Consider the following 13,665-nt stretch of genomic DNA (forward strand, 5'->3'; position numbering starts at 1 on the left):
CGGCGCCACCGGCCGCGCGCTCTGGACCGTCTCCTCGCCCCCTGGAAAGATCGCCCCCGATCATCCCGTCCGTCCCTGATCGTCCCCGTACCTTCGCCGCCGTCGATGGAGGACCCATGGCCGACTCCCGCGAACACACCCTGACGGGCACCCGGAGCAGCATCACGGCACGCGAGTGGCCACGGGAACGGCCGCGGTACGTGGCGCTGCTGGCGCATGGATACGGCGAGCACATCGGCCGTTACGCGTACGTCGCCGAGGTGCTGCACGGACACGGCGCGGCGGTGTTCGGCCCCGACCACCTGGGGCACGGGAAATCCGGCGGCGAGCGCGTGCTCATCGAGGACTTCGAGGACGTGGTGAGCGACGTCCACGCGGTGGAGCTGCTGGCCCGGGACGCGTACCCGGGCGTGCCGGTCGTGCTGATCGGCCACTCGATGGGCGGCCTCGTCGCGGCGCGGTACGCCCAGCGGTACGGGAACGGGCTGGCCGCGCTCGTCCTGTCCGGGCCGGTGATCGGGAGCTGGGGGCCGCTCCAGCAGCTGCTCGCTCTCGATCCGCTGCCCGAGGTCCCCATCGACCCGACGGCGCTCTCGCGCGATCCGGCGGTCGGACGGGCGTACGCGGCGGACCCCCTGGTCTGGCACGGACCGTTCAAGCGGCCCACGCTGCAGGCGTTCGTGCGTGCCCTGGACACCATCTCCAAGAGCGGTGACGTGGGTGCTCTCCCGCTGCTGTGGCTGCACGGGGACGACGACCGGATCGTGCCCCTGGCCGCCAGCCGGGCCGGCATCGAGGAGCTGCGCGGCACCGAGTGGGACGAGCGCGTGTACCCGGGCGCCCAGCACGAGGTGTTCAACGAGACGGTCAAGGACACGGTCCTGGCCGATGTGACACGTTTCGTGGACGACGTGCTCGCGTGAAACCGCTCCCGCCGGGCAGGCAGGCAGCACACGAAGCCTGTGAACGAGAAGCTCCGAACGAAAGGGACATCCGATGGCCGACGCCCTCGAACTCGACGCGCTGTGGGCCGAGTTCCACCGCGTGGTGAACATGACCTCACAGGAGCTGGCCGCCTGGCTCCAGGTGAACGAGGCGTCCGAGGAGTCCGTGGCGCCGCCCGAGCACGCGGGCGCGCCGACCGGCGAGCATGTGCTGGCCATCCTGCAGAAGCGGCGCATCGATCTCACCGAGGACGACCTCGACGTGATGTACGAGGTCGTGGACACCGTCACCGCCGAGACCGGCCCCGAGCAGGGGGCGGGGCAGGTGTCCGAGGCCGAGGAGACCCGGCGCCGCCATCGGCTGATGACCCTGGGCCACGACCCGAGCCGGCCGCAGCTGTGAGCGGTGCGGCCGGTGCGCCCCTCGGGCGCCGGGTCCCACCGTTTCAGCACAGGGACCTCCCGCTTCAGCGCAGGGTCCACCCGCCGTCCACCGCGAGGTCGACGCCGTTGACCGCCGCGTTGCGGAGCAGGAAGTCCACCGCGTCCACGACGTCCCGCATGCGCGCGAGCCGTCCCGTGGGTGTCTGCGCGCGGTAGTCCTCCAGCACGTCGGCGGGCTTGTCCGCCCAGAACGGGCTGTCGCCGACGATGCCCGGGTGGACGGCGTTGACGCGGATCGGGGCGAGTTCCAGGGCGAGCGTGCGCACGAGGCCGGTGACGCCCGCGTTCACCGTCGCGACCGTCGTGGCGCCGGGGTAGGGCCGTTCCTTGGCCTGTCCGCCGAAGACCACGACGGCGCTCTCCTCGGTCATCCGCGGCAGCAGCGTGTGGACGACCTCGGTGTAGCCGACGAGTTTGAGGGTCACGAGGCGCAGCGCGGCCTCGACGTCGTACTCGGTGACGGTGTTCCGGTCGCGCGAGATTCCGGCGAGCACCAGATGGCCGACGTGCTCGACACCGGCCAGCGCGGGCGCGATCTCCTGCGGCCTGGAGAGGTCCAGGGCGAGCCCGTGCGCGCCGATCTCCTTGGCCACCGTGTCGGCCCGGTGGGCGTCGCGCCCGGTGAGGACGACGTCGTCACCGCGTTCCGCGCGGGCGCGGGCGATCGCGAGACCGATACCGGCCGTACCTCCGACGACGACAACACCGCTCATGGCTGCTCCTCCCTTGCCTCCGGTCCATCCAGTACGTCCCGCAGGTGGTCCCAGTCGCGTGCGAACCGGTAGGAGTGGCGCGACGGCGGCTGCGGAGCCTGGGTCTCCAGCCAACGCACCGGCCCCGTACCGGCGTTGCTGAAGCCGTGGACGCATCCGGCGCCCGCCCAGGCGGCGTCGCCCACTCCCAGCCGGTGGTGCTCGCCGTCGAAGGTGGCGTCCACGACTCCCTCGACGATCAGATACGTCTCCTCGAAGGGGTGGTCGTGCGCGCCCGCGACGCCGTCGGCCGCGTACTGGACCATGAACATGGTCGAGGCGACCGCGCCCAGGTCGGCGTCCACCATCATCTTCACGGTGATCCCGCTGTAGACGAGCAGCGCGGTACGCATACTGGCCGACACCGACAGAAGGTCCTGGGACTGTTTTCCCGGGTCCATCTGCGCGGGCTCGAAGTGGCCGAAGGAGCGGGTGCGCGGGTCGCGTACGTCGATCCTGACCGGCTCGCGGACGGGCAGGGCGGGCACCGCCTGGGTGTCGTGCCCGTAGCGTGCCCTCGGCACCGGCGCGAGCATGTCCGCCCAGCGCGCGACGGTGTCCCCGCCGCCGCGCCAGGCGTGCGGGACGCCGGTCGGCAGCAGCCCGTAGTCACCTTCTTCGAGGAGGTACGAGCCCTCGGGCGTATCGAGGACCACGGTCCCCGAGAGCAGGTGGAAGGACTCCTCGTACGAGTGGACGTGGGCCCCGATTGTCCCGTCCGGCGTCAGTTCGCACACTCCGAAGCCCGTGTGTACGGAGCCGTCCTCCTCCCCCACCACCGACCACCGCGTGAATCCCCGGCTCGCGCAGGGCAGTTGGGGTGGGGCGGCGAACGTGGCGTCCGCCGCCCGCCGGATCACGTGGTGTGTCATGCCTGCTGTCGCTTCCCACGCGCCCCGGCCGCCGCGGCGAGGCGGTCGCGGGACTCCTCGACCAGGCGCCGTGCCCGCCCGACGTCGGCGAGCAGCCTGCCGTCGCGCTTGTGGACGACGCCGTCGACGATGACGGTCTCGACGTTGGAGACGTCCGCACTCAGCGTCACGGCGGCCACCGGGTCGATGAGCGGCGCGACGTTGAGCGCCGTCGCGTCGATCGCCACGACGTCGGCGCGTTTGCCGGGGGTCAGCGAGCCGGTCCGGTCTTCGAGTCCGGCGACGTGCGCGCCGTTGACGGTCGCGATCTCCAGCATCTGACGTGCCGTCAACATGGTGTCGGGGATGGGGCTGTCGGCCTGCCAGCACTCGGCGTTCACGCGGGCCCGTTCGGCGCCGAAGGCCGCGCGGATCTGGGTGAACATGTCGCCGGGCACGGTGGTGACGACGTCGATGGACAGGGAGGGTCGCAGACCGTACTCGATCGCCTTCATCACGGGCGGCCAGCCGTGCCCCATCTGTGTCTCCACCTGCGGGGCGACGGAGATGGTGCCGCCGCTGTCGGCGACCATCCGCCACTCCTCCTCGCTGAAGTAGCAGCAGTGCACATAGGTGGTGTCGGGGCCGAGCAGACCGAGTCCGTGGAGCTGTTTCACCATGCCGAAGCGGCCCGCCAGCCGTCCCATGCCGGCGTGCACGGTGAGGGGGATGCCCAGTTCGCGGGCGAGGCGCCATTCGGCCTCGACGACGTCGTTGATGCAGAAGCCGGGGCCGCGGGTGGCGAGGCCCATCGTCAACAGGCCGTCGTCGGAGGAGAAATGGCGTTCGCGGACCCTGCGTACGTCGTCGCCGGGTATCGCGATCTTGCTCTCGTACCAGTAGTCGGCGAGCGAGGTGTTGGCGCTTCCGTACGCGTACTGGGCGCGGATGCCGGTCTCGCTGAGGGCCTGGACCGCCGCGTCGGGGTGTTGGGGGGTGTTGTTGATGTGGGACCAGTCGACGAGGGTCGTGATGCCGGCGTTCAGACACTCCAGCGAGCCGGCCAGATTGCCCGCGTACACGTCCTCGGGGCCGTAGACCGGCGCGTAGGTGTCCAGGACTTCGACGAAGTAGTCGTCGAGTGTGGCGTCGGGCGCGCAGCCGCGGATGGGTGTTTCCCAGGTGTGCCGGTGGGTGTCGACGAAGCCGGGCAGGACGATGCGGCCCGTCATGTCGAGCACTTCCGCGTCCGCGTCGATGCCGTGGGCGACCGCGGCGATCCTTCCGTCCTCGATCAGGACGTCACCGCCGGGCAGGTCCCCGATGGCGGGGTCCATCGACAGCACGTGGCCCGAGCGCAGCAGCATTCGGTTGGTCATCGCCCAACTCGCCTCTCTCCATGCCGAGTTCCATGCCGAGTTCCGATTTCGGTGAGCCGTCGAAGGCCCGGTTCAGTACGCGCTGAGGTCGCGGACCTTCGCCACGACCTTGGCGACGGTCGGGACGACCTCCTGTTCGAGCACGTCCGCGAACGGCAGCGGTACGCATGCGGCGGTGACCCTGCTGACGGGTGCGTCGAGGAGGCCGAAGCCCTCGTCGGCGACGATCGACACGAGGGTGCCGCCCCAGCCGCCCTGGTAGGGGTTCTCCTCGACGGTCACGAGCCGTGAGGTCTTCGCGAGGGAGCCGAGCACGGTCATCGCGTCGAGCGGTACGAGGCAGCGCAGGTCGACGACCTCCGCGTCGATGCCCTCCTCGGCCAGCCGCTCGGCGGCGGTGAGCGCCAGGGGCACCGTCGAGGCGAGGGCCACGAGTGTGACGTCGTCGCCCTCGCGCACGACGGCCGCCTGCCCCAGTTCGACGACGTGGTCGGGCGGCACGGGCGGCCCCTTGGTGGCGAGCAGCGCCTTGTGCTCGAAGAAGACCACGGGGTCGTCGCTGCGGATGGCGGCGGCCATCATGCCGATCACGTCGGCGGGCGTGGCGGGTGCCGCGATCTTCAGTCCGGGGACGGTCAGCGCCCAGTTCTCGGTGGCCTGGGAGTGCTGCGCGCCGAAGCCTAGGCCGCCGCCGTTGGCCGTGCGCACCACCAGCGGGACGGTGACCTGACCGCCCGTCATGTAGCGGACCTTGGGGATCTCGTTGGCGAGGTAGTCCCAGCAGCAGGCGAGGAAGTCCGAGAACATGATCTCCGCGACAGGCCGCATGCCGGTCATCGCGGCGCCCATCGCCGCCCCGACGATGGCCTGTTCGGAGATCGGCGTGTCCCACACCCGCCCGGAGCCGAACTCCTCGTGCAGCCCGGCCGTCGTCTTGAACACCCCACCCGCCGCGCCGATGTCCTCCCCCAGACACACCACCGCCGGATCGCGCCGCATCTCCCGCGCGATGCCCTCGGCGACGGCCTGCCGGTAGGTGATCACGTCCGCCATCGCGCACCTCCGTCGGCCCATACGTCGGTCAGCGCCTCCCGGAGATCGGGCGGGGGCGCGTTCTTCGCGGCCTCGACCGCCGCCTGTACGACGGCTTCGGCGCGCTCGTCCGCCGCGGTGACCGTCCCGGCGGGCACCCCGAGTTCGGCGAGCCGGCCGCGGGCCACGTCGAGGGGGTCGTGCTTGAGCCAGCGCTCCACCTCCTCGGCCGGGCGGTAGGTCGCGGGGTCCGCGCGGCTGTGGCCGAAGTGCCGGTAGGTCTGCGCCTCAAGGAGGCCGGGCCCGTCCCCCGCCCGGGCCCGGCCCGCCAGCCGGTCCACCGCCTCCCGTACGGCGACCACGTCGTTGCCGTCGACGATCTCTCCGGGGATGCCGTAGGCGGGCGCCCGGTCGGCCGCGGGGTGGGCCACGGCGGTCACGTCGGCGATGGGGGTGTACTCCATGTAGAGGTTGTTCTCGCAGACGAACAGCACGGGCAGTTTCCATACGGCGGCCAGGTTGAGGGCCTCGTGGAAGGCGCCGATGTTGGTCGCCCCGTCGCCGAAGAAGGCCACGGCGATCTGTCCGGTCCCTCTGAGCCGGGCCGACCAGGCGGCGCCGACCGCCATGGGGAGATGGGCGCCGACGATCGCGTACGAGCCGAGCATGTTGCCCGACGCCTTGGTGAGGTGCATCGAGCCGCCCTTGGCCCCGCAAAGGCCGCTCGCACGGCTCATCAGTTCGGCGAGGCACTCCTCGGGGGTCGCGCCGCGGGCCAGGGCGTGGTGGTGGCCGCGGTAGGTGGCGAACACGTAGTCGTCGTCGCGCAGGGCCGCGCTCGCGCCGACCGCGACGGCCTCGTGTCCGGCGGCGAGGTGGGTGGTGCCCTTGACGAGGCCGGACAGGAACAGGTCGTGGGCGGCCTTCTCGGTGCGCCGGATGACGGCCATCTCCTCGTAGAGCGCGAGGAGTTCGACAGTGTCCGGGCTGTCCGCGGTCCGCTGGGCGGCGGTCATCGTCCGCCCCTGCCCTCGCGGGTGTTCAGATGGGACTGGGACTCGCGGCGGGTGTTCAGCTCGCCGCCGACGGTCCAGTACTTGCGGCCCGCGACGAGAAGTTCCTCCGCCGGGAACTTGGTGATCACCTCGCACCCGTCGGCGGTGACGACGACCTCTTCCTCGATCCGGGCCGCCGACCAGCCGTCCGCGGCCGGCCAGTACGTCTCCAGCGCGAACACCATGCCCTCTTCGAGGACTTCGGGATGGTCGAGCGAGACCAGACGGCTGAAGACGGGCTTCTCCCAGATGGACAGGCCCACTCCGTGCCCGTACTGCAGGGCGAACGCGGCGGTCTCGTCCGGGAAGCCGAACTCCTGCGCCCGTGGCCAGACTTGGACGATGTCCGCGGTGGTGGCGCCCGGCCGGACCAGGGCGATCGACTCGTCCATGTAGGCGCGGCAGCGGATGTACGCGTCGCGCTGCGCTGGTGAGGCGCTGCCGACCGCGAACGTGCGGTAGTAGCAGGTGCGGTAGCCGAGGTGGCTGTGCAGGATGTCGAAGAAGGCGGGGTCGCCAGGGCGGATCAACCGGTCGCTGTAGACGTGCGGATGCGGTGAACAGCGTTCACCGGAGATCGCGTTGACACCTTCGACGTACTCGCTGCCCAGGTCGTAGAGGACCTTGCTGACGAGTCCCACGCACTCGTTCTCGCGCACGCCCGGCCGTAGGTGGCCGTACAGCTCCTCGTAGGCGGCGTCGACCATCGAGCAGGCCTGGGTGAGCAGGGAGATCTCGTCGGGTGTCTTGACCCTGCGGGCCTCCAGGAAGACCTGCTGGCCGTCGACGACGTCGATGCCCTGCTCCTTGAGAGCGTGCAGGACGGGCATCTCGGCCAGGTCGACACCCAACGGTGCGCCCGCCAGGCCGTGTTCGCGCAGTTCTTCGGCCACCTTCGCGGCGACGTCGGCGCCGATCCCGGCGTCCGGGTGGAAGGCGCCGCGCAGGGTGGAGATGCCCGCGCGGGCGCCGGTGGGCGGGCCTTCCTTGCCCTCGCTGTGGTCGAGCCACGGGTTGTACAGCTGATGGTGGCGGGCGGCGGAGCCGAAGTCCCAGACGACCGGTTCGCCGCCGCGGACGAGGAGCGCGAAGCGGATCAGCTTGTCCATCGCCCAGGTGCCGATGTGGGTGGACGACATGTAGCGGATGTTGGCGAAGTCGAAGCTCAGCAGTGCGCCCAACTCGCTGCGGTCCAGGGCCGCGTGGAGCCGTCTCAGGCGTTCCGTGCGGAGCCGGTCGAGGTCGATGCGCTGTTCCCAGTCGACGGCGTTCGGTCCGTAGGTGCGGATTGTCATGACGACCACCACCCTCATCCGGAGTGAACGACCGTCCGGGGAAAGTGTCAAGGCATACTGAACACGAACCAGACACCCACGGCCGGTTCGTCGCCGTCGTTGCGATAGCGGTGCGGGGTCGTCGACTCGAAGCTGACCGCGTCGCCGGGGCGGATCACGTACTCGTCGAAGCCGAGGGTGAGGACCAGTTCGCCGGAGGTCAGATAGCCGTACTCGGTCCCGGCGTGCCGCATGAGGCCGCCCGCGCCGGAGGAGGCTCCGCCGGGGCGGTAGGTCACGAGCAGGAAGTCGACGTCCGTTCCGGGGACCCGGCCGAGGCGCTCCCACACGACACCCGAGTCCAGCTCAAGCACCTCCCGTTCACCGGCGCTGACCAGCGGGCCGATCCTGCGGCGGGGGTCGGCGGCGAAGGCGGCCAGCGCGTGCAGGACGGTGCCTTCACCGGGCCGTGCGCCCACCGGAGCGGGCGCCGGGACGGGGGCGGGAGCCGGGGCCGGATCGTCCTCGGTGTCGAAGAGCGACTCCACCGGGATGGCGAGCGCGGTGGTGATCGCGTACAGGGTGCTCACCGACGGCTGGCTCTTGCCGGTCTCTATCTGCGAGACGAGGCTCGCGGACACCCCGATCTCACGGGCCAGCGCGCGCAGGCTCATGCCCTGCGCCGTACGCGCCCGGCGGATGCGCGCGCCGACCGGCGGCACCACGACAGGGGGCACGGGCGGCTCCTCTCGCAGTGGTGACGTGTGCGGGGGCGTTCACCTCTATTGAACAGTACGGCTGAACAGTACGGCGCCCTCAGTCGTCGTCGGGTTCCTCGACGAGCTGGGTGAAGTCGGTGACGACGGGGACCAGTTCACCGTGCAGCCAGAGAGGGAGCTGGTCCCGGTGGTGTGCGTTGCCCGGTGTTCCGTGGGCGCCCAGGGGGACGACCCAGAGGCTGTTGTCGCGGTCGGCGAGATCCCATACGTACCGGGCGGAGGGGCCTCGGGAGCTGAGGTCGGTGACGCCGGGGGTGCTCGATGTGGCCAGCACGCAGTCGTGGTCTCCCCCGAGGCCCGGCCACGGCTCGCCTTGGGTGTCCGGGAGGATTTCGCCCTCGGTGGCCGGGAGGAGCCGGACGGGCGCGAGCCGGTGCAGTTCGCCCCAGGTCACGGCCTCCGCTGTGGCGACCTCCGCCAGCGCGGCCTGTACGACCGCCGTCCGGTCCAGGCCCGGGAGCAGTTCGGTGGCGAGCAGGTTCTCCAGCGCGAAGGCGACCTTCCCGGCGAGGTGCAGCCATGGCTCGAACACCACGGGGTACGCCGACCTCAGCGCCCCGAGCCCGGCCAGTTCCGGGGTCGCGGTGATCCGGCGTACGACGGCGGAGCGCAGCCGGGCGTAGTCCGCGGCGGCGAAGCCGTCGGCGTCCATGTGCCGGTCCCAGGACAGCAGCCGTTCCCTCAGCTGTGCCGCCTCGGGTACGAGACCGTCGAGACGCTCCACGAACCCCAACAGCGGTGCGGCTGCCGCGAGATGGGTGTCCATGTGGATGGCCGCCATGCCCCGGGGCGTCCACTCCCGTGACCTCCGCAGCAGGTCGGCGATGCGGTCGGCGCGGTGGGGCGGGGCGAACTCCGTGCCGAGCGCGGCGGCGAGGCCCCGCTCGTTGGCCATCACCGCGATGCCGTCGACCTCGGCGCGCGGGGTGTCGTGGCGGCCCCGCCAGTCGTGGCCGGTCCGCCAGGCGGGCACGATCCGCAGCCGGTTGTCCCGGTGACGGGCGGGCACGTATCCGGCGACGCGGTGCAGCAGGCCGCCGGAGGAGTCCGCCGCGTGCACGACGTTCACCGGTTCGATCCAGCGGTCGAGCGCCCGGTCCAGGTCCGCGACCGTACGGGAGCGCAGGAGGGCCGGGAGCACGTCGAAGCCCAGTTCCTCGGTGACGCGGGGCGGGTAGCGGAGGCTGACGCCCCCTAGGGGCCCGTCGGCATCGGGGTCGGCATCGGGGTCGTCCAGGACGACCGGGCCGCGTTCCGTCTCGATCACGTCGATCACGACCGGGGCACCTCCCGCGACCTGGACGGTCTCGCGGTGGTGGGTGGCCGGCCGCCATCCCGAAGGGCCCAGCGCCTCGATGCCGCCGTCCGCGCCGCCGTCCGCGCCGTCGCCCGTCCGGCGCAGCCGCTCCCGGTAGAGGTCGTGGTAGTCGGACATGGCGTTGGTGATGGCCCAGGCGACGGTTCCGGTGTGGCCGAAGTGGGCGATGCCGGGAACGCCGGGGACGGCGAGACCCACGACGTCGTACTCCGGGCACGAGAGGTGGATCTGCTGGTAGAAGCCGGGGTTCTGGAGGAAGCGGTGCGGGTCCCCCGCGATCAGCGGGAACCCGGAGGCGGTGCGGTCGCCCGAGACCGTCCAGCCGTTCGAGCCCGCCGTACCGGGATCGTCCGTGGCGAACAACTCCATTGCCTCGTCGCCAAGTTGGCGGGCGACCCCCTCGCGCCACAGCTTGGTCGGGAATCCCGCGAAGAGGATGTGGTGGGTGAGCCACACGCCGAGAGGTGTCCAGCTGTTCCAGGGTTCCGGGGCGAGTCCCGTGGCCGCGAATTCGGGTGTGCGCGCCGCCGCGCGCGCCAGACCGGCGTTCACCCCCTCGACATAGGCGCGGACCCAGGCGGCCGTCTCCTCCTCCAGTGCGTCGAAGCAGCGCCGGGCCGTGTCGTCGAGCCGGGCCCGGCGGGCGAAGCGGTCCCAGGGGACGGCGTCCGCACCGAGGAAGGAGGCGGTGGTGCCCTGGGAGCGGTGCCGTTCCAGTTCCAGTTGCCAGGCACGGTCGCGTGCCGCGTTCCCTCCCTGGGCGAAGGCCAGCCGCAGTGGATCGGCGGCCCGGAGATGTGGGATGCCCCAGGCGTCCCGGTACGTACTGCCGGCCATGATCCGGTCCCCCTCGCCCTAGAAATTCCTGGTCCACGGCTCGATCGGGTGCCTGACACTCCACCCCTCATCAAGTTAGCTTAGGCTAAGCTAACTTCCCTTAGGGCTCGGGTGTCCACGCCACCAGGGAGGAGTCCGCCCATGGTCCTGCCCGTCATCAACTCCTATGCCATGCCCGACCGTTCCGCGGTCCCCGCGTCCGGCCCGGCCTGGACGATCGACCCGGCACGGGCCGCGCTGCTCGTCCACGACATGCAGAACCACTTCGTCCAGGCCTTCCCGCCGGACTGCTCACCCGTCGTGGAACTGATCGACAACATCGCCACCCTGCGCGAACTGGCGGGCACCCTCGGCATGCCGATCGTCTTCAGCGCAGAACCGGCCGGGCAACGCCCCGGCCAGCGGGGTCTGATGCGTGACATCTGGGGGCCAGGCATCGGCCCGGAACCCGACGGTGACGCGGCGGTCGTGGCCCCGCTCAGGCCCCGGGCGGGCGAGCACCTGATGGTCAACGTCCGCCACAACGCGTTCCTCCGCAGCCATCTCGGCAGGCTGCTGCGCTCCGAGGGGCGCGATCAGCTGATCCTGTGCGGGGTGCGGGCGCATCTCGGCATCCTGCTCACGGCCGCGGACGCCTTCATGCACGACATCCAGCCGTTCGTGGTGGCCGACGCCGTGGCCGACTTCACCGCCGAGGACCACTCCATGGCCCTGCGGTGGATCGCCCGGACCGGTGTCGTCTGCACCACCGACCAGCTGATCCGTCACCTTCTGCACGGCAGGGCGGCACAGAGCATGTGACGGGCGCCGGGGGCGACGGACCGGCGCCCGCGCGGACGCGCCAACAGGCGACAAAGGGTGGACAGTTGGGACTTGGCAGCCGGCAGTGAGTGACCTACGCGCAAGGGCGTCCCGGATAGTCGTCGCTCTCCGGTACGCCCGCCTCGCGCATCCTGCGCAGGACCTCGCCCCGCAGCGGCCCGTCGTCGATGTCCACGACACCGTTGGTGTCCCGGTCGAAGACGAGGACGTCCCCCGCGGTGTCCCACAGCACCCACCTGCGCGGGTACGCGGGCGCCCGCCACAGATGGGCGTACGTCTCCACGCTGTCGATGCGCGTGCTCACAGTGCGCCTCCTTCGGTCTCCCGGCCGTCGACGAATGTCGCGACCACGTCGATGTCACCGATGCGCGAGACCTCCACGCCCGTGGGGTCGTCGCCCAGGACGACCAGATCCGCGCTCCTGCCCGGCGTGAGGCTGCCCGCGCGGTCCTCCCAGTGGCAGGCGAAGGCGCCGGCCACGGTGTAGGCGCGCAGTGCCTCGTCGACGGTGATGCCCTCGTCCGGGCCGATGACCTGCCCCGACGCGGAGGCCCGCTCGACCATGAACTGGATCGCCCTGAGCGGCGATCCGTCCGCGACGGGCCGGTCCGAGCTGCCGACCAGCGTGATGCCGTGGTCGAGAAAACCCCGTCCACGGTACAGCCAGGGTGCCCGCTCCTTGCCCATGACGGCCGCGTAGTCGTCGCCGAAGTACCGCAGGAAGTTCGGCTGGACCACAGCTGTCACACCCAGCCTCGCGAGGCGCTCCAGCTGGTCCGGCCGGATGAGGCCCGCGTGCTCGATGCGGTGCCGGGCGCCCGGCCTCGGCCGCAGGCGCTGCGCCCGCTCCAGCGCGTCGAGGGCCACGTCGGCCGCCCGGTCGCCGATGGCGTGGACGGCCAGCTGCCAGCCCGCGAGGTGTCCGTCGACGATCGTGTCCGCGAGCGACCCGGCGTCCTCCTGCAACTGGCCCGCGTGGTCGAGCCCTTCGTAGGGTCGGCTGAGGGCGGCGGTACGGGCCATCATGCCGCCGTCGGTGTAGATCTTCAGCGCGCCGACGGAGAGCCGGTCGCCGCCGAACCCCGTACGCAGACCGAGGTCGAGGGCGCGGGGGATGCCGTCGTCCCGGTGCGCGTCGACGGGGCGCAGCCGGTCCGCGGACACCATGAGCTGTACGCGCAAGGGCAGTTGCCCCTGTTCCGAGGCCAGTTGGTACGCGCCCAGCTCGACGGGACTGTGCCCGAACAGGGCGCCGCCGATGCCCGCCTCGGCGCAGCCGGTGATGCCCTCGGCCAGGCAGCCGCGGGCCGCGTGACCGATCGCGTCCGCCAACTCCTGCTGCGAGTAGGGCAGTCGCAGGGCCCGCGCGGCCCCCATGGCTCCCTCGGCGAGAAAGCCGTCCCCGTCGGCGAGTTCGGCGGGCAGGAGGTCCAGGACGGCCGTGTTGACCATGCAGCCGTGTCCGGAGTCGTGCATCAGGAACACCTTGCGCCCGGCGCTGACCGCGTCCAGTTCGGCGGCGGTCAGATGGCGGCCGAGGCCCCGCTGGTCGTACCCCGCGAGGTCCGTCCAGCCTCCTTCCGGGGTACGTGCCACCGCTTCGGCCACCGCGGCCAGGACGTCCTCGACCGACCGGCACGGCGCGATGCTCGGTGTGCCGGCCTTGAAGCCGGTCCAGGCCAGATGGACATGGCTGTCGATGAATCCGGGCAGCACGGTCGCGCCCTGGAGGTCGACCTCCCTGCGGGCGGGCAGGGCGGCCACCTCCTCGTCCAGGCCCACGATCCGGCCCCGCCAGATGCCCAGTTCGCGGGCGACGGGACGGTCCGGATCCATGGTGAGGATTCGGGCGTTGGTGAGTCGTGTGGAGAGCATCCGCGGGGCTCAGCCGGCCTGGTCCGCCGCCGTCCGCTCCACCAGGCTCCTGGGGCGCATGTCCGTCCAGTTGACCTCGATGTGGTCCAGGCACTCCTGGCGGGGAGCGGGGCCGTACGCGACGGTCCAGCCGGCGGGCACGTCCACGAAGTCGGGCCACAGGCTGTACTGGCCCTCGTCGTTGACGAGCACGGAGTAGGTGCCTTCGGGGTTCTCGAACGGGTTGGTGCTCATGAGGGTCCTCCGACTCGCTTGGTTCTGCTGGGGGTTGATGGGGGTGACGCTGGTGAGGGTGACAGGGAC

The 13,665-nt window shown here is 71.4% G+C and carries 14 protein-coding genes; 3 read left to right on the forward strand and 11 right to left on the reverse strand.

Annotated elements, in window-relative coordinates; genetic code table 11:
- The first annotated feature begins 116 nt into the window (after nt 1–116).
- Together ACZ60E_RS05610 and ACZ60E_RS05615 are read left to right on the forward strand one after the other, a co-directional pair.
- Entirely contained in the window at nt 117–923 is an 807-nt protein-coding gene (locus ACZ60E_RS05610) for an alpha/beta hydrolase (RefSeq protein WP_469438482.1), read from the forward strand.
- 73 nt (nt 924–996) lie between these two features.
- The gene (locus ACZ60E_RS05615; RefSeq protein ID WP_469438484.1) at nt 997–1,347 is read left to right on the forward strand and encodes a DUF3140 domain-containing protein; all 351 of its coding nucleotides are present in this window, start codon (nt 997–999) and stop codon (nt 1,345–1,347) included.
- Nucleotides 1,348–1,411: 64 nt separating this feature from the next.
- Here ACZ60E_RS05615 and ACZ60E_RS05620 read toward each other — a convergent pair whose 3' ends face one another.
- From ACZ60E_RS05620 to ACZ60E_RS05655, 8 genes are all read right to left on the reverse strand, one after another.
- Entirely contained in the window at nt 1,412–2,101 is a 690-nt protein-coding gene (locus ACZ60E_RS05620; protein WP_469438486.1) for an SDR family NAD(P)-dependent oxidoreductase, read from the reverse strand.
- Nucleotides 2,098–3,012, reverse strand: coding sequence for a cupin domain-containing protein (locus ACZ60E_RS05625; RefSeq protein WP_469438488.1), 915 nt, complete (start codon nt 3,010–3,012; stop codon nt 2,098–2,100). The genes ACZ60E_RS05620 and ACZ60E_RS05625 overlap by 4 nt, the downstream gene beginning before the upstream one ends.
- Nucleotides 3,009–4,370 carry an amidohydrolase family protein gene (locus ACZ60E_RS05630; protein WP_469438490.1) on the reverse strand — a complete coding sequence of 454 codons (1,362 nt, stop codon included), beginning with the start codon at nt 4,368–4,370 and terminating at the stop codon, nt 3,009–3,011. The genes ACZ60E_RS05625 and ACZ60E_RS05630 overlap by 4 nt, the downstream gene beginning before the upstream one ends.
- Nucleotides 4,371–4,442: 72 nt before the next feature.
- Complete coding sequence (locus ACZ60E_RS05635; protein WP_469438494.1) at nt 4,443–5,423, reverse strand: alpha-ketoacid dehydrogenase subunit beta; 981 nt, start codon at nt 5,421–5,423, stop codon at nt 4,443–4,445.
- Nucleotides 5,411–6,418, reverse strand: coding sequence for a thiamine pyrophosphate-dependent dehydrogenase E1 component subunit alpha (locus ACZ60E_RS05640; RefSeq protein ID WP_469438496.1), 1,008 nt, complete (start codon nt 6,416–6,418; stop codon nt 5,411–5,413). Before ACZ60E_RS05640 ends, ACZ60E_RS05635 begins: the two co-directional genes overlap by 13 nt.
- Complete coding sequence (locus tag ACZ60E_RS05645; RefSeq protein ID WP_469438499.1) at nt 6,415–7,752, reverse strand: M24 family metallopeptidase; 1,338 nt, start codon at nt 7,750–7,752, stop codon at nt 6,415–6,417. The genes ACZ60E_RS05640 and ACZ60E_RS05645 overlap by 4 nt, the downstream gene beginning before the upstream one ends.
- A 47-nt stretch (nt 7,753–7,799) precedes the next feature.
- Nucleotides 7,800–8,468, reverse strand: a complete 669-nt coding sequence (locus tag ACZ60E_RS05650) for a helix-turn-helix domain-containing protein (protein WP_469438502.1) — start codon at nt 8,466–8,468, stop codon at nt 7,800–7,802.
- Nucleotides 8,469–8,547: 79 nt separating this feature from the next.
- Nucleotides 8,548–10,665 (reverse strand): penicillin acylase family protein, encoded by a 2,118-nt coding sequence (locus ACZ60E_RS05655; protein WP_469438504.1) that lies wholly within the window; start codon nt 10,663–10,665, stop codon nt 8,548–8,550.
- Nucleotides 10,666–10,806: 141 nt separating this feature from the next.
- On the opposite strand from ACZ60E_RS05655, the gene ACZ60E_RS05660 reads away from it, so the two are divergent.
- Complete coding sequence (locus ACZ60E_RS05660) at nt 10,807–11,466, forward strand: isochorismatase family protein (RefSeq protein WP_469438507.1); 660 nt, start codon at nt 10,807–10,809, stop codon at nt 11,464–11,466.
- Between the two features lie 94 nt (nt 11,467–11,560).
- Here ACZ60E_RS05660 and ACZ60E_RS05665 read toward each other — a convergent pair whose 3' ends face one another.
- Genes ACZ60E_RS05665 through ACZ60E_RS05675 form a run of 3 tightly spaced genes read right to left on the reverse strand, consistent with a single transcriptional unit; the run spans nt 11,561 to nt 13,596 of the window.
- Entirely contained in the window at nt 11,561–11,791 is a 231-nt protein-coding gene (locus ACZ60E_RS05665) for a hypothetical protein (RefSeq protein ID WP_469438509.1), read from the reverse strand.
- The gene (locus ACZ60E_RS05670) at nt 11,788–13,362 is read right to left on the reverse strand and encodes an amidohydrolase (protein WP_469438512.1); all 1,575 of its coding nucleotides are present in this window, start codon (nt 13,360–13,362) and stop codon (nt 11,788–11,790) included. The genes ACZ60E_RS05665 and ACZ60E_RS05670 overlap by 4 nt, the downstream gene beginning before the upstream one ends.
- Nucleotides 13,363–13,371: 9 nt before the next feature.
- The gene (locus tag ACZ60E_RS05675; protein WP_469438515.1) at nt 13,372–13,596 is read right to left on the reverse strand and encodes an MbtH family protein; all 225 of its coding nucleotides are present in this window, start codon (nt 13,594–13,596) and stop codon (nt 13,372–13,374) included.
- Nucleotides 13,597–13,665 lie beyond the last annotated feature (69 nt).

This window comes from Streptomyces sp. NPDC102514 (assembly GCF_055584525.1).